Genomic DNA, 17,665 nt, shown 5'->3' on the forward strand with positions numbered 1-17,665 from the left:
GTCGACTACCCGATGATCAAGTCGTCGAGTATATTTTCCAATTCCTCTTGCTTCAGCGGAGTTACTGTGAAATCGGAGGCTGTTTTCTCGCCGCCGGTTTTGCCTAAGCAGAAGGTCGCCACCTCGCGGGCGGCTGCGTCCAGCAAGGAGCCGAGTTCGGCGAATTGCCCATCGCCGAACATGGCGCGGGGGTAACGGATTTCCAGGCGTATCGCGGAGCCGACCTGGGCCGAGACGATATCCATCGCCCACTCGGATGCGAAATCCTCATCGACCGTGATTTCGGCCGGCAGCGCCTCGGTCCGCACCTCCGCGTCGTCCGCTTCGCCCTGAAGGCCCAAATAATTGAAGCTGATCGACGGTCGAATGCTCTCCAGCATGGCCCTGTCTTGCGGCTCCAGCCCAGTATCCAGCCAGCGGAGAGCGCCGTAGCCGAAGCCCCGTCGCGGCACGCCGCGAACCGCTTCCTTTACCGCAACGACAGCGTCTGCCGGTTCGCCGCCTGCGTTCAGCAGGACCGGGAACGTGCTTGTAAACCAGCCTGCCGTACGGCTTACGTCCAGGCCCGGCGCGAATCGCTCGCGGCCGTGTCCCTCAAGCTGGACGAGCACGGTCGGCGTTTGTCTCCATTCGCCCAGCGCGCGGCTCAGGACGCAGAGCAGCAAATGGACCGTCTCGGTATGATAAGCGCGGTTTGCTTCGCCGCACAGCGCCTGTCCGACTTCCCCGCCGATCCAATGCACCGTTCTGACCGTATCCAGGCGCACGGTTTTCGCTGGCGGGAAAAGAAGCGGTAGCGCCCGAGCCTCCTCGGCCAAGCTGCGCCAATAAGGCAGCTCATCCCGTGCGCCGCCAGTACGGACCCATTCGGCTAGCGCCTGCGTCCAAGCCGCGAATGACGTCGTCTTGGGAGGCAGCGCCGCCTCAGGGTCTGCCATGCAGACCGTCAGGTCCTCCAGGAGCACGCCCCAAGACACCACGTCCACGGCGATGTGATGGATGGCGATAAACAGCGTCCATCCGTCGGAGCCGCTCCCTGCGGCCGCCGCCACCAGCGGGCCGCCCTGCAGGCGGATGCGGCTCTGCACTTCGATCATATATTCCTCAAGCGCTTCTTCGCTCAAGCCGGCAGGCAGATCCGTCACATAGAACAGATTGTCATCGGACGATGCTCTAAGGCGCAGCCCGCCATCCGCAGACAAGGTTAGCCGCAGCGCGTCGTGGTGATGGCACAAGCGGTGGAGCGCCGCTTCCAGGCGGTCGCCGTTCCATCCGCCTTTCCCGCGAATCAGCATCGCTTGGTTAAAACGCACGGAGTCATGTTCATGGCCGCCGGTACGCAAAAACCAGGTCTGGATCGCGTCCGGCAAGCAGACTCCCGTCACCTCTCCCTGCTCCGCCTGCGGAGCCTGCTCGGTCTTGAGTCGAGGCGCCAGCGTCTCGATGGTCAAGTATTGGAAGATCTCGGCCGTTTCCAGCGAATACCCCGAGCCCTGAAGCCGCGCCGTCACCTGAATCGCTTTAATCGAGTCCCCGCCCAGCGAGAAAAAGTTGTCGTTGATGCCTGGCCGTTCGATGCCAAGCACCTGCGACCAAATATCGGCAAGCAGCGCTTCTCGTTCATTGCGCGGCTCCAGCCTTTCTCCTTGTGCCGTATAGACCGGCGCAGGCAAGCGTGAAACGTCGATTTTGCCGTTCTTGTTCAGCGGCATCGACTCCAGCGGCAGAATGAACGCAGGGACTGCGTAATCCGGCAGCACGCGGGCGAGCTTCTCGCGCAAGGCATGCGTGTCGAAGGCCACGGCATCGCCGTTCGGAACAATCCATAAGCACAGATTGCGCCCGCCCTGATCGCCCGGGTCGACGATGCCCGCATGGGCTTCGCGCACCTCCGGCTGCTTTTTCGCCGCCGCTTCGATCTCGCCCGGCTCAATCCGGAACCCGCGCAGCTTCACTTGCTGATCGAGGCGTCCTTTATAGCGGAGCAGCCCGTCCTCGCTCCATACGACCAGGTCTCCGGTTTTGTACATCATTTCGCCGGGCCGATACAGATTCGGCACGAATCGTTCGGCGGTCAGCTCGGGATGATTCAGATAGCCTGCGGCCAAGCCGTCGCCCCCGATATACAGCTCCCCGGGAACGCCGATCGGCTGCAAACGCAGCTTGTCATCCAGCACATACAGGGAAGTATTCCCTAAGGCGCGCCCGATCGGAAGACTATCCTCCTCGGGCATTTGATCGACGGTATAGGTTACGGCGAACACCGTCGTTTCCGTAGGCCCGTAGCCGTTGATTAAGCGTCCGCCGCCCATGCGCTCGTACGCCTTGCGCACGTGTCGGACCGACGCGGCCTCGCCTCCGAACATAACCGCTCTTACGTTATCCAGGCATTCCGGATTCGCGTCCACCAGCGCGTTGAACAGGGAGGTCGTAATGAAAAAGGCGGTCACGCCGTTCTCCCGAATGATGCGTCCCAGCGCGGCCGTATCGATCACCTCGCGCTTGTGCAGCAGCACCAGACAAGCGCCGTTCGTCATGGCGCCGAAAATGTCGATTACCGATCCGTCGAAGGAATAGTTGGACAGCTGCAGCAGCACATCCTCGGGAGAGAAGGTGACGAAATTGTTGTTATGCACGATCCGGATCACGCTTTTTTGACGAATCAGCGTCCCCTTGGGTATGCCGGTCGAACCCGACGTAAACATGACATAGGCAAGGTCGTTTCCCGAGTAGGCAAGATCGAGATTGTGATCCGGGATCCCGGGATCGAGCCTGCTCAGGTCCAAGACCGCAAGCTCCGGCATGTCCGCCGCCACGCCTTCCCATTCCGCCGCCGGGTGCGTCACCAGCAGCTTCGCCCCGCTGCTCTCGATGACGGTCAGCAGCCTTGCCGAAGGATTCTCCGCGTCAAGCGGCACATAATGGCAGCCCGCTTTTAGAACGCCCAAAATCGCTGCGATCATATCGAAGGACCGCTGCAGCAGCAAGGCGACGGCCGAGCCGCTTTCGGTCCCGCTGTTCAGAATGGCCCGGGCAATGCGGTTAGCCCGCGAATTTAATTCCTCGTAGCTGAGCGTCTGCCCGTCCATCCGAAGCGCGGCTTCCTTGCCGCGGATGCCCGCCCACTCCTCAAAAAGCGGCACAATCCCCTTGTTGCCGGGGTACGGCGTACGGGTATCGTTCCATTCCGTCAGAAGCCGCGAACGCTCGCCTTCCAGCATCAAGTCCAGCTCGCCTAAGGATTGCAGCGGATTGTCGACCACGGCGGCGAGCATTCGCTCATAGCGGCGCGCCAGTCGTTCGATCGTTTCCGGCATATACAGGCTTGACGCATATTCCCATTCCATCAGCAGGCCCTCCGGCGTTTCCCGGACGACGACCGTCAAATCGAACTTGGCGCTTCCCGAATCGAAGGGGACCATCCGATCCGCAGGTCCGGATAAGCCCATTTCGATATTTTGCAGCGCGAAATAAACGTCAAACAGCGGATTGCGGCCGGGGTGGCGCTCCGGCTTCAAATCGTCGATCAAAGCTTCAAACGGATATTCCTGATGGTCGAACGCTTGGGCGACCATGCGTTTTAGCGAGCCTAAAAATTCCATGAAGCTGTCCTCGTCGGCAGACCGCGTCCGGATCGGCAGCGTATTGACGAACATGCCGACCAACGGCTGGAAGCCCATGCCCGGTCTTCCGGCTACCGGGGTTCCGATCACGATATCCCGGTCCCCGCCAAGACGTGCCAGCAGATTATGGAAAACGCCCATCATCACCATAAACAGGGTAGCCCCGGCGTTTTGGGCCATCGTTTTGACTTGAGCCGTCAATCCGGCGGGCAAGGTATGGAAAATCCGGGAGCCGACGTAGTCCTTCGTCCCGGGACGCAGCTTGTCCGTAGGCATGTTCAATACAGGGATGCCGTCTGCGAACTGCTCCAGCCACCAGCGCCGGTGCTCCTGCATGGCACCGTCTTCCATCCGGTTTCTTAACGCCAGAACGGCGTCGCGGTACGACAGCGGCAAAGGCGCAGGCGTCTGCCCTTCGGCAAGCGCCATATAGTCGGAGAAGAGCATGCCCATGGAGCTGCCGTCCGTAATGATATGGTGAAGATCGATCGCCAGATACGCTTCCCCGTCTTCATATTGATAGCATCTTGCCCGCATCAACGGCGCCTCGGCCAGGTCGAACGGACGGACGAAATGTTTCAGCTCCTCCTGCAGATGCCGAATCCGGGACACCCCTTCTTGCGTTTTCAATACACACCGTTCCAGCGCAAAATCCACCCGCGGATGCACCACCTGCTCAGCGGCGCCATCCGTCATTCGGAAGGAAGTGCGCAAGCTGTCGTGACGCTCGATCAACCGCTGCATCAGACGCTCGACCTCGTTTACGTCCTCGTGCGGCTCCAGCCGCATCACGCCGGTCACGTTGTATGCGACCGAGTGCGGCATCAATTGGGTCGTGAGGAACATCCGGTTTTGCGCGGGCGTCAGCGGGATCGGCGACTTGTCCTCCTTCCGCTCCGGTGCGGCCTGGCTTGGGCGGCCGGCATGCAGTCTGGCCTGCGCCAATACCTCGGACAAGCCGTAGTCGCGCTCTACGCGCCGGACAAATTCGGAGAAATCCGCTGCTCCCAGCAGCACCGAAATCGGAATATCCAGCGTGAACGCCTCGTTCAGCACCTGAACGATTCTCAGCCCGTTAACGGAGTCGCCTCCCAGCTTGTAGAAATCCGCCCCGGGATTGATGACCGGATAGCCGAGCGCCTCGGACCATACCCAAGCCAGGAAGCGCTCAGCCTCGCTGACCGCTTCGTAACCTTCAGGCAAACGGGAGCCGGCTGCCGAGGCTTGTTCCCACAGAGGGCGCTCTTCCTCTGCCACCTCGCCTGCCTCCTCCTGCCGCTTCCGAATGCGAGGTGTTTCATCCCAATAGCGCTTGTTGTTGAACAGATGAGGCGGCAAGGAGCAGCGGCGGACGTCGCTGCCCGCGAAAAGCGGCTCGAAGGCGATATCCGCCCCTTGAACGTACAAAGCGGCCAACTGCTTCCAGGCATCCAGCCTCCTCCCTGCGTCCGCTTGCGTCACGACGGCCGAGAGCTGGCGCACCTGCGCTTGTACGGCGGCAGCCGGTACCGCGTGCGCCTGCGGCGTTTCCTCTTTGACCCCCGGCATGGCGGCGTCTGCGAGCCAGAGTGTATATTGGTCGCCTTCTTGTACGCCGAACGATCTCCCTGCTGCGATCAGCGCTTCGTGCAGCGCCTCCAGACCGGCGATCAGTCCGCTGGTATCGCGGCACCATACCGCAGCCCGCACCGGCAAATGCTCGCGGCCCGCAGACGCGGTAAAGCACGCATCCTGCAGCCGCAGCTCGGGATGCCGCCGCAAAAATTGCAGATGACGCAGGACGGACTTGCCTAGCAGCTCCGGCGAATAGCCGGACAGTGGGTAGATCCACCCGGTCGCCGCTTCGGCGGAACGGTGTATCGGCGGCGCTTCCTCCACGACAAGGTGGCAGTTCGTTCCCGACAAGCTGAAGGAGCTGATTCCCGCGCGCAGCGGAGCTTCGCCGGCAGGCTCCCATGCCGCCAACCGGTCCTGCACGTATACAGGACTGCCCGCAAAATCGATCAGCGGATTCGGAATCGTAAAGTTAAGGCTCGGAGGAAGCATGCGCTCCTTCAGGGACAGCATGACCTTGATCAAGGAGGCAAGCCCGGCCACGCCGACCGTATGTCCGATATTCGTCTTGATGGAGCCGATAGCGCAGAACTGGCGCTTGTCGCTATGCTTGGCGAAGGCCCCGGCCAGGCCCTTGATTTCGATCGGGTCGCCCAAACTTGTGCCGGTCCCGTGCGTTTCGATGTAGGAGATCGTTTCCGGGTGAATGCCGGCCCGCTCCCACGCCTTCAGCAGCACCTCCTGCTGTGCGCGGGCGCTTGGGGCGGTCAAGCCGTTGGATTTTCCGTCGTTGTTCACCGCCATGCCGCGAATGATTCCGTATACCTCGTCGCGGTCGGCTACCGCCTTGGACAGCGGCTTGACGTAGACGGCCGCCACGCCTTCGCTCCATACGGTGCCGTTGGCATCCCGGTCGAACGCGCGGACGGTGTAGTCGCCGGACTGGGTTTCGTTAGGAAAAAAAACCGGGTCGAACGTAATGTTCACGCCTCCGACGAGGGCGGCTTCGCAGTCGCCCTGCCGGATGGCCTTCATGGCGGCGTCCAGCGCCACCAAGGCGGAGGAACAACCGCTGTCGACGACAAAAGCCGGTCCTCTGAGATTCAATAAGTAGGATAGCCGGCTGGCCAGCACCCCCGTCCAAGAGCCGATGCTCGTCGTAAAATCTTCCTCCTCCAGGTACGTAAGGTAGGAATCGTGCATCCGATGGGTGTGATCGTTGCCTACGAATATACCGATGTTCCGTCCCTGCACCTGGCCCCGGTGATAGCCGGCATCCTCGATGCTCTCGACGAACACCTCGAGCAGCAGACGATGATAAGGGTCCATATGCATCGCCGTGCGCGGAGGGATGTTAAAATACTCCGCGTCGAAATAGTCGACCGACTTGAGAAAACCGCCCTTTCGCAGCTCCCCGGAATAGTCGCTGATCCGCTTAAAATCCTCCAGCCGGTTCACAGGGAAGGAGCTGATGGATTGCCGGCCTTCGATCAGATTGTTCCAGAACTGCTCTGTATCCTCAGCGCCGGGGAAGCGGCAGGACAAGCCTACTACGGCGATAGGCTCAGGCTCGCCCGCTGCGCTTTTCTGCAGCTCCTTGATGAAGGCCACGGCCTGCTCCGGGTCCAGCTCTTTTCGCTTCACCCGGTCGAGCAAATAACGGACAAGCTCTTTTTTGATCGTCATGGCTTCGTCTGCCATCGTTTACCTCCCGTTTCGCTCTTGAACAGCTCCAGAAACTCGGTGCCTTCCAGCTCCTTCTCGACAAGCTCCATCAGCTCGCGTTCCACCGAAGCTTCCGACGGCTCCTCATTCGCCGCAGCGGCTGCCGCCGGGCGCTTGCTGTCGATGAACGCCGCCAGATCGTCGACCGAAGGGTACGAGAACAGATCGGAGATGTCGACGGTTCCCGGAAATTGCTCGTCTATCAGCTTCAGCAATTGGGTAGCCATCAGCGAATTGCCGCCCATATCCTGGAAGCTGGCAAAAATATCGATTTCGCCGAGTCCGAGCACAGCCGCATAAATCGCGCCCAAGATGCGCTGCGTATCCGTCGGATCCGCGCAGCCCTTGATGCGGACGTCCAGCGCGTTCAGCCCGCCCGCAGCGATGTCTGCCCTTGAGGCCGACGCGCGGAATTCCGGTGCGAGGCGGAAAGGTATCTCGTCGGCGAGCCCGATGGCGGCGGCTTTGTTCAATGCGCCGGGGACGATGCGCCCTTGCGGATTCACGATCAGCCATTCAAGCCAATCGAGAGCGTCAGCCACCGCAAGCGGGCGGAACAGGTTGTTCTCTTCGTCGACGTCGAAGTCGACCGACATCCCCACTTCCTTCCAGCTCGGCCAATTGATCGAAATTACCCGGCTTCCCGCATGCCGGCCCGCCTCCGCGAACGTATCGAGGAAGGCGTTGGCGGCGCTGTAATCGCCCTGTCCTTCTCCGCCCGTGATGGCGGCAATCGAAGAGAAGAGAGCAAGGAATCCGGTGCCGCCCTCCGAAAGCAGGCGCAGCAGATGAAGGGAGCCCTCCAGCTTTGGCCTGGTAACGTCCTGAAAACGATGCTCCTCCTTGAACATCAGGAAGCCTTCGCCGGCTACCCCTGCCGCATGGAACACGCCGGCAATTCGTCCGTAGCGCGACTTCAATGCTTCACCCAGACGCTCGACCGACGGACCGTCGGCAACGTCTACCGATACATATTCGAGGCTGGCCAGCCGCGGCTTAAGCTCCGTCAACGAGCGGTACACGGCTTGTCCGGAAGCCGCCAGCTCCTCCCATTCCTCCGGGGAAGCCAGCCGGCTCCGGCCGAGCAGCACGACCTTCGCCATGCCCTTGTCGGCCAGACGTCCGGCAACGGACAAGCCCAAGCCTCCCAGACCGCCTGTAATGACATAGACTCCTTCCGTATCCAGCGCCAGCTTCTCCATCCCGGATATCCGGTGAGGGCGCAGCTCTTCCACGAATACGCCCGCCGGACGGAAGGCACGGAAAAAGGGGCCGCCGAATCCGAAGCATTCCTCTACAACAGCGGCCGTCGGAACATGCTCCGACGCATCGACGACGTCGACCTTCAAGTGCCGGTATTCTTGCCCGATGACCCGGGCCAGCGCCGCAGTCGCTGTCGAGAGCGGCGACAAACCGTTCTCGTCTCCACTCACCGCCCACGCATGGCGTACCAGCACCTTCAGCCCGTCCGGCCATTTCGATTTGCGGGCCAAGAGCACTTTGCACAGCTTGAACAAGGCGTCCACCCCGAGTTCGCGTCTTGCGCGAAACGCTTCATCCGAGAGCGCGAGCCGGGCAAACGGTTCGGCTTCGGCGGTATAGTCAGCAGCAAATAGGATACCTTGCGCGCCCTGCTGCTCCGCTGCGGCCAGCAAGGCGTCCAGGCCGGCCTCATCCGGAGTGTAGACGGCTGACCCTTCCGTCCCGGTTGCGGCTTCCAAGTAAAAGGAAAGCACGCGCATGCCGGCAGCATTCATGGCGCCTGCCAGCTCCTCGGCGCGGGAGCCGGCCGTAGCGACGAGTGCCCATGGGCCTGCGCCCGGCTGTAACGCAGCCGCTTCCGTATCCGGCGTTTCCCGGGGCACCCAGCACATCTGCATGCATTCGCCCGGCACGCTGCCGCTGCCGAGCATGGCGACGTCGTGCACCTTTTTGATGGTATATCCGCTAATTTGCGCCAACACACGGCCTTCGCCGTCCAGAAGATCGACGTCGTAGGTGATCGTTTCGCCGCTTCCGCCTTTGTTGTCGTGCACGCGGATATGGGAATACAGCTCGCTTGTCATCGGTGCGTACAATCGGAACTTCTTGTACGTAAACGGCAGGAACGTCGCTCCCGTGCTTTGGCTGAGCAGGTTCATAGCGTTATCCAGCACCGAAGGATGCAGCTTGAACACGCTTAGCTCCGGCTGCAGCGGAGCGTTCAGCTGCAGGCGGGCCAACGTCTCCGAGCCAAACTGCCATACGGCGCGCACCGTGTCCCAGTGCGGCCCGAACTGGAAGACGCCTGTGTCGGTTTCGCCGACGAACGGATCGATTACCTCGGACGCACGGCTTTTGAGCAGCATCAAATCCATCGGGCCTTGCTCCGGCCCGCCTTCAAGGGGCAGCAGCTTGCCCTCGACGTGGGGAAGCCAGTCACCCTCGTCATTGCGGCTGGAAACCGTGAACGAGTACGCCGATCCGGACTTGATAAGCGTCAGCCGGGCCGTCACTTCCGCTCCCTCCTCGACTACCATTGGAACGAGGAAGTAGACGTCCCGCAGCTCGACGCTGTCCTGGCCGAAGGCTTTGGCGGCGGCGAATCTCGCCATCTCCAGATAAGTGGTGCCGGGCAGTACGGCCCGTTGGCTGATGCGGTGATCCGACAGCACCCAGTGCCGGTCGATGCGGAACTTCGTTTCATACACCGTCTCTCCCTCAGTCCCGGCCGGAAGCTGCTCTTCCACGAGCGGATGCAGGGCGTTAGCCATTTGCGAGCGGACCTTTGTGATTTTGGGAGCGGCCCAGTACCGGGTACGCTGCATCGGATAGACCGGAGCCGGAACCCTACGGCGTTTCTCGCCACCGTAGAACAGCTTCCAGTCGATATCGGCGCCTTCCGCATACAGACGGCAAACCTCCTCCAGCAGCGACGGCTCCGACGAGCCGCCCTCCAGGTAGGCGCGCAGCTTGCCCGCCGCCGATTCGCTGAGCTGCTGGCGCTCCCGCATGCGAAGCTCGCCCGGCTCCAACTGCGTTCTTTTCTCGCTCACGATGTGGTGGTGGCCGACGAAAACCTGCCCGATGCCGTCAGGTCTGCCCTCTTGAGCGGCCAGCGCTGCTATCTGCCGGCGCAGCTCGTCCTTCGTGCTTGCCACGAACGCGGCGCGATACTCGTAGTGTCCGCGGCCGACGTTGGACGTGTAGCACAAATCGGCCAAATGCCAGCCGTCTCCCTCCAGATGGCGCGCATACTTTTGAACGTAGTCGCGGTAGGCCTGTTCGTTTTTGGCGCTGATCGTCAGACAGTAACGGGGCTGACCGGCCGGCGCCGACTCGAGAGACGGCGCTTCCTCCACGATCATGTGGCAATTCGTACGGCTGAAGCCGAAGGAGCTGATGCCCGCGCGGCGCGGAAAGCCGTCGACCTCCCAAGGCCGTGCGGTGTCGTTCACGTACAGCGGACTGTCCGTGAAATTAATATATGGATTAGGAGTTTGGAAATTGATGATCGGTGCAAGCTCCTTGTGCTCCATCGATTTGATCACCTTGATGAGCGATGCGGCCCCGGACGCTCCTACCATATGCCCCATGTTCGTCTTCAGGGAGCCGATAGCGCAGAACTGCTTGCGCGACGTATGACGGCGGAACGCACTTGTCAGCCCTTTGATCTCGATCGGGTCGCCGAGGACCGTGCCTGTGCCGTGCGCTTCGACATACGTGATCGTCTCGGGCGGGATGCCCGCTTTTTCCCAGGCCTGATGAATAACCTCCTCCTGGGTGATCGGGCTCGGCGCCGTCAGACTGTTCGTGGAGCCGTCGTTATTGATGACGCTCGCTTTAATGATCGCGCGGATGTTGTCCCCGTCTTCCAGCGCCCGCTGCAGCGGCTTCAGCATGACGAGACCTACGCCCTCGCCCCAGACCGTGCCGTTCGCCTTCGCGTCGAACGTGCGGATGTAGCTGTCGTCGGACTCGACATTTCCCATGTTCGCTCCTTCGAGGAAACGGGCTTTCAGCTCGCCGGTCGTGAACAGGTTGACGCCGCCGGCAATGGCGTAGTCGCACTCGCCGGCTATCAGCGCCTGCGCCGCCATATGGACGCTGATGAGGCCGGCCGAGCAAGCGGTGTCGACGATCATGCAAGGGCCCTTGAAATCGTACAAATACGAAATTCGGCTTGCGATCAGGCTTTCCCACGATCCGGTCAACTGCATCGGGTCGCGGGCGGAGCACAGCCTGTAGTAGGAGTAGTTCGTTCCATCCTTCCCGATATAGACTCCGGTCCGGCTGCCGATCATCGTATCGCCGCCGTAACCGGCGTCTTCCATCGCCTCCCAGGCGGTCTCGAGCGCCATCCGTTGGCTCGGGTCCATGTACGTCACCTCGGAGCGGGGAATGCCGAAAAAATCCGCGTCGAAATGATCGATGTGGTCCATATAGCCGGCCTTGACATGGATGTGAGGGATGTCCGCAGGCTGAATTTCGCGGCCGAACATGAACTCCGTATAATACGGATTTTGCAAAATCGCTTCGAAATCCTTGAGCCGATGGGCAGGGTATTCGCGAATGCAGTTGATACCTTCCCGCAGCAGCTTCCAGAACGCTTCCGCGTTTTCCGCTTTGGGAAACCTGCCCGCCAATCCGATCACCGCGATATCCTTATGTATCGTAACTTCCGAAGAAGTCAGCTCCATTAACAGGGTTTTGGCCTCTTCTTTGGACAACTGCTGCTTGGCGACTTGGGATAGTATATATTTCTTGACCAGCTCCACAATCAATCACTTCCTTTATCCAAAGTAAGGCGGCTGGAAGATTCCTCAACCGTGATTTCCCCGCGTGACAAAAGCTCAAGGATTTCGTCGATATTCCCTTCGTCGATCCGGCCGTTCTTGACCGGCTCCTTCGCAGGCGCCCGATCCTTGCGGGTAGATGCTCTCAAATACTCCGCCTGCTTGCGTATCGTCGTGTAGGTGAACAGATCGGCGATATCCATCGCGCCGGGGAAGCCCTTCTCGAACTCGCGGTGCATCTGCGAGGTAAGCAGCGAGTTGCCGCCCAAGCCGGCGAACTCTTCGTCGGCCTCCAGCTCCGCGAGCGCCAGGGTGCGGGCCCAGATTTGCGATACGGCCAGATCCAGCTCGTCGGGAGCCGGGATGCCGAGCAGCTTCACCTGATTGCCGGCTCCCGGCGCGGCAGACGATTCCTTCGTCTTCGCTTGATGGAACGCGGGCTTGCCGGACCGGCGTTTCTTGCCGGGCATGAGCACCGGCGGCAGCTCATCGCTGCTGCCAAGCACCCGGTCCAGCAGCTCCAGCGCTTCTGCCGTATTCACCGGCGCGAACGCTTCCTCTTCGTCGACAGCGCCCATGCGGCGGGCAATGCCCGTTTCGCGCCATGCCGGCCATTGCAGACTGAGCGCCGGCAGCCCGGCGCGGCGTCTATGCTCCGCCAGCGCATCGAGAAACAGGTTGGCCGCCGTATAGTCCGACTGTCCGGGATTCAGCAGCAGCGAGGAGATGCTGGAGAAAGCGATAAAGAACTCGGGCCGGTCGTCTAACGTCGCCAAATGCAGATGCCAAGCGCCGTCCGCCTTCGGTCCGTACACGTTGCGGAACGTTTCCACAGTTTTGTGGATCATGAATCCGTCGCCGGCACGTCCCGCCAGGTGAAACACCCCGCGAATGCGTCCGCAAGCGCTGCGCAGCTCCGCTAACGCCGAAGCCACCGCATCGTATCGCTCAAGAGGCAGTGACACGACCTTGAACGCGTCCAACCGGCTCTCCAGCTCCAGCCATCGGGCGAGTCTTCCACGCAGTTCCTCGTCCTCGGACTGCTCGATGAGCCGCTCCCACTCCTCGCGGGCCGGAACCGGACGTCGGCCGAGCAGCGCCAGCCGCCGGAAGCCCCTGCGGGCGAGCAGCCCGGCAACCTCGAGGCCGAGATCCCCGGTTCCTCCGCTAATGACGACCAGCCCATCGTCTCCGTCGACGGCAACCTCCTTCATGGCCGGGATCGGACTTGCCTGAATCGCCGGCTCGTAAGCGAGCCCTTGGCGATAGGCGAGGAATTCCGGCCGGGCGGGATCGGCTAGCTCGGCCAGCAGTGCTTGCGCCGGCGTCTCGTCGTCGCGGTCGAGGCAGCGCATGTTTTGCGCCTCAAACTCCAATGCGGCTACGCGCCATAGTCCGCCGAGAGCCGCCTGCCCCGGATGAATGCTCCGGTCGTCCGCACCGACAACCCAACCGCTGCCGGTTAAGGCCGCCAAGCCCGCTTGCGCCTTGAGCCTTGCGGCGGTCCACGCCTTCAGGAAGGCGAAGCCTTCCCGGACCGCGTCGTCCGCTTCCTCCCGCCATGCGGCTGCGTTTTCGCCTAGGGTCGCGGCGGCGCTCCATTCGAACATCGCGAGCACAATCGGCTCGTTCCCGTTCGCCAAGGCGGCTGCGGGCGCCAGGGCCTGCTCCCAATCCCCGGCTTCCGGGAACACCTCGATGACCCGGCGGCCTTGCTCCTGCGCATGCCTGACAATCCTGTCGAGCGTGGCGGAGCGCTTCCCGGCGACGACAATCGCTCCCACCGGAAGCTCCTTAGGGTTAGGAAGCGGATAAGAACGGAACGTTTGTTCGTATCCATACATTTCCATGCCAACGGACAATCCCGTGGCATGCGAAGCGGATTTAATGCAGTAATTGCGAATGTTCAGGACGGTATTCCCGTCGCGGTCGCCGACCTTGATTTCGAAACGGTGCACCGGAGCGCCGTACGCTCCGTCGGTTTTGCGCAGATGAACCCAAATATGTTCAGGCATCCGCTCATACACCGTCAGCTCGCCGTAGGACAACGGCAAATACAGCTCCCCGTCGCCCATCAAGTGATTGACGGCGTTCACGGCCGTATCCATCAGTGCCGGGTGCAGCTGATACAAATGAGCCTCCGAACGGTATGGTTTCGGCAATGCCAGCTCCACCAAAAACTCCTCCAGCGCCTCGTCCATTCGTCCGCCGACGAAGGAGCCGTTCCAGCGGTCGCCGAGCTGAAGCCCGCGCGACAGATCGTCGTGCAAGCTCATCGGAATAGGCCGGGTCAATCGCTTTTGCAGCACCTGAAGGTCCAGTCGCTCGCCGGCTTCCTGCCGGCCCTCGTCCGCGACTTGCCAGTACGCCTCCGCGTGAACGACCCATTCGCCGTCCTCCGAAACGCTGGCGAAACGGAACCGTTTCGTGCCGTTCTCCTCATCCTCCGCGAGCAGATGAAGCTCTTTGGACGCCCCTTCCTCCATGGCAAAAGGATGGATAAACACAATATCCTTCAAGCTTGCTGCCCCTTCGTGGCGAAAATAATCCCGCACGCAGACGGCCATCATCTCTACGAAGCATGTGCCCGGCAGCACGCAGACGCCTTGGATCTTATGGTCGGCAAGCTCCCACTGCCCGTCGGCATGGAGCTCGCTTCGGAACAGCGTGTGACCGAAGGTTGTGACGGCCGACGAATCGAGCAGAGGATGAGACCGCGCTTGGGCCTCCCGTCCGGCAGGAAATGTCGGTTCCGCCCAGCATCGAACGTGCTGGAACGGATACGTCGGCAGCGGAACCCGCCTCGCGTCCATCCGCCAGGTCAAGCTATCCCACGGAAGCCGTGCGCCGGCCACGTACAGTCCCGCCCATTGAGCCAGCACCTCCGCAGAGGGCCGCTCCCGCCGGCCGGACAGCAGGGCCACCGCTTCCGCGCTCATCCGCTCCCGATCCGAATCCGTTATGTCGGTCGGCTTGCGGATGCCGCTTTCCTGCGCGACGACACGATGCTCTCCGTAATATAAAGCAGGATGAGGCAGCGCCCCCGTTCCCGATTCGGCGAACCGCTCCAAAGCCGAGCACAGCTGCTCGCGCGTCTCGAACACCACGGCCAGACGTACCCGGTGATGCATACGTCCCTGTGCAGCGGTAAATACGGCGTCGGCCAGATCCAACTCGGGATCGGCAAGCCGGTCTTTGTAAGCTTCGGCCAGAAGCTGCAGCGTCTTCACATTTTGCGCGCTAAGAGGCAAAAGGAACGGCCCTTCCTGCTCCGTCCGGACGCGGGAAGGACGCTTCGGCGCCGACTCCAGCACCAGATGGCAGTTCGTTCCGCTCAGCCCGAAGCTGTTGATGCCTGCCCGCAGCTTCCCGTCCGCATCGGCGGTCCATGGAACGGTTCGGTCGTTCACATAAAGCGGGGACTGGACGAACGGAATGTTGCGGTTCGGTACGGCAAAATTCAGGCTGGCCGGCAGCATCCCACGCTGCATGGACAAGACGACCTTCGCGACCCCGCCCAAGCCGGCTGCGTTATCCAAATGTCCGATGTTGGTTTTCAAAGATCCGACGGCGCAATACTGCTTTTTGCTTGTAAAATGCCTGAAGGCCCGCTGTAGGCCGCTAATTTCGATAGGATCGCCGAGACGGGTGGCCGTGCCGTGAGCTTCGATGTAGCTCAAGCTTTCCGCCGATATCCCCGCATCCGCCAAGGCTCGGGCGATCAACTCCTCCTGCGCCTCCGAGTTCGGTGCGGTAATCCCGTTCGAAGCGCCGTCCTGATTGGCAGCGCCCCCGAGGATAACCGCACGGATGTCGTCCCCGTCGCGCAGCGCCGCATCGAGTGATTTCAGCACGAAAGCGATGCAGCCTTCGGCCCCGGCCGTTCCCGAGCAGGCGTCGTCGAACGTTCGGGTATGTCCGTCCGGCGCATATGTATCCTGAATGTCTTTAATTCCGACACCGTTGTCCGAATCGTCCGCCAGCAGGGGAAGCAGATCGCATTTAACCGCACCCGCCAAAGCCATGGAGCAATCTCCGCTGCGGATCGACTGGCACGCCAGATATATGGCCATAAGCCCCGAGGAGCAGGCCGTGTCGACGAGCAGAGCCGGTCCACGCAGGTTCAGATGGTAGGCAAGCCGGCTCGCAATAATCGATTTGATGTTGCCTGCGACGGATATTTCCGGCGCATTCGGCGCCAGCACCGAAAGCATCTGGCGGTACCCTTCGCCGAAATCCGACGAGAAGCCGACAAAGATTCCCGTATCTGAGCCCCGGACGTCCTCCCCGCCGTAGCCGGCGTCTTCCAACGCCTTCCAGGCCGTTTCGAGGAACATGCGCTGGTTCGGGTCCATAAAGTTCGCTTCCTGCTGCGAGATTCCGAAGAAGGCAGGATCGAAGCCGGCAATATCGGTGAGAAACGTTTCCTCCACATACCGGCTTTCGGCGATCGGGAGTTTAACCCCTCTGGCAGCCAGATAAGCGTCTACATCCTTCCGACGTTGCTCCGGAAGAGACCGCAACCCCTCTTTTCCGTTCACCAGAAGCTCCCAGAACGCTTCGAGATCGTCCGCAGCGCCGATTTTGCCGTTCATGCCGATAATGGCCACGGCCCGGGAGGCTGCAGAGACCTCCGCGCCCCGAACCTTGTCATCCGAATCTCGCCATTCCGTCAGCTCGCCGAAGTCCAAGTCGTCCAGCCTGAGTATGGAAGTGCCCATTACACTTCCTCCAGAACCAGACCTGCATATTCGGGAAAAAGCTCTTCCGTACCCGAGGCGGCGAGTACATGCTTGAACCGTTGCTTCCGCTCTTCCTCCGGCGTTCCTTTCGTTTCAAAAATGACGCCGAGCAGGCTCAACGCCCTGCTCATCTCCTCATGAGCCGGCACGCGTCCTTCCTTTTCCGCCAATTCGTACAGCACTTGAAGCTCCTGATACGGCTTAATGACACCCCGCTCGTACGCCGCCTCGTCCCAGTTCGAATTGCGGGTGCATACGGCAGCCCCCATGCAGAGCCCGACCAGATTCGGTTTACCCAGCACGGCACGCGACCGCTGCTCGCGGTCCGCTTCGTCGTCGTAGGCGAACACTTTGGCGTCGGGAAAAGCTTGCAGCGTCAGCTTCTTGAGCACATCCTTCGGTCCGATCTCCAGCCACTGCCCGACGCCCTCCTCCGACAGACGGGACAAAACAGACGTCCAGCGCACAGGCTCGGTCACTTGGGCGACGAGCGATGCTTTGATATCGTCGTCCGGGACGTAGACCCGGCCATCCAGGCAGGAGACGACAGGAACGGTCATGGCTCCGAGCCGAATAGGCTCCAGCGCTTCCTGCAGCGCCTCGGCGGCCCCGGCCATGAAACGGCTGTGGAACGGACCGCTGACGTTCAGCGGAATCACCTTGGCGCCCAGCCCCAGCGCTGCGATACGCTCGCCTGCGAGCTTGAGACCCTCGGCACTGCCGGACAGCACCGTTTGCTTCGGCGAATTATAGTTGGCGACCTGTACGGACGCGCCGTCCGGATCAAGGTCCGCCAGCACGGCTGCAACCTCCGCGCCGGTGATGCCCGTCACCGCTGTCATGCCGCCTCCGCTAGCTTCGGCGCAAGCCGCCATCGCCTGGCCCCGGATCCGCGCAAGCCGGACGGCATCGGCAAAGCCGATGACGCCGGCTGCCGTTAAGGCGGACAGCTCGCCGATGCTGTGCCCGGCCAAATAAGAGGGCCGGATGCCCTCCTGCCGGCAGATCGCTTCGAACATGGCTATGCTGAGCGTAAGCAGAGCCGGCTGCGTATTTTCCGTCTTATTCAACTGGGCCGCAGGCCCGTGGAAGCACAGATCGGCCAGGTCGAACCCCAGTGCCTCCGAAGCTTCGGCGAAACGCTCCCGGACGGATGCGTACCGATCGTGCCACGCTTTGCCCATCCCGACATATTGGGAGGCCTGCCCTGGAAACATAACTGCGATTTTACTCATACCCGTACTCC

4 protein-coding genes are annotated in these 17,665 nt (G+C 61.5%); all 4 read right to left on the reverse strand.

Annotation, left to right across the window (positions count from 1 at the left end; all coding sequences use genetic code 11):
• Nucleotides 1-5: 5 nt before the first annotated feature.
• The 4 genes from NI000_RS31305 to fabD are packed head-to-tail and all read right to left on the reverse strand — an operon-like array spanning nt 6 to nt 17,654.
• Nucleotides 6-6,878, reverse strand: a complete 6,873-nt coding sequence (locus tag NI000_RS31305) for a non-ribosomal peptide synthetase (RefSeq protein ID WP_253415274.1) — start codon at nt 6,876-6,878, stop codon at nt 6-8.
• Nucleotides 6,860-11,659 (reverse strand): SDR family NAD(P)-dependent oxidoreductase, encoded by a 4,800-nt coding sequence (locus NI000_RS31310; RefSeq protein ID WP_253415275.1) that lies wholly within the window; start codon nt 11,657-11,659, stop codon nt 6,860-6,862. The genes NI000_RS31305 and NI000_RS31310 overlap by 19 nt, the downstream gene beginning before the upstream one ends.
• Nucleotides 11,660-11,661: 2 nt before the next feature.
• Nucleotides 11,662-16,398 carry a beta-ketoacyl synthase N-terminal-like domain-containing protein gene (locus NI000_RS31315; protein WP_253415276.1) on the reverse strand — a complete coding sequence of 1,579 codons (4,737 nt, stop codon included), beginning with the start codon at nt 16,396-16,398 and terminating at the stop codon, nt 11,662-11,664.
• Nucleotides 16,398-17,654, reverse strand: coding sequence for an ACP S-malonyltransferase (fabD, locus tag NI000_RS31320; RefSeq protein ID WP_253415277.1), 1,257 nt, complete (start codon nt 17,652-17,654; stop codon nt 16,398-16,400). The genes NI000_RS31315 and fabD overlap by 1 nt, the downstream gene beginning before the upstream one ends.
• Nucleotides 17,655-17,665: the final 11 nt, after the last annotated feature.

This window comes from Paenibacillus tyrphae, from assembly GCF_024158745.1.
Lineage (GTDB): Bacteria > Bacillota > Bacilli > Paenibacillales > NBRC-103111 > Paenibacillus_G > Paenibacillus_G tyrfis_A.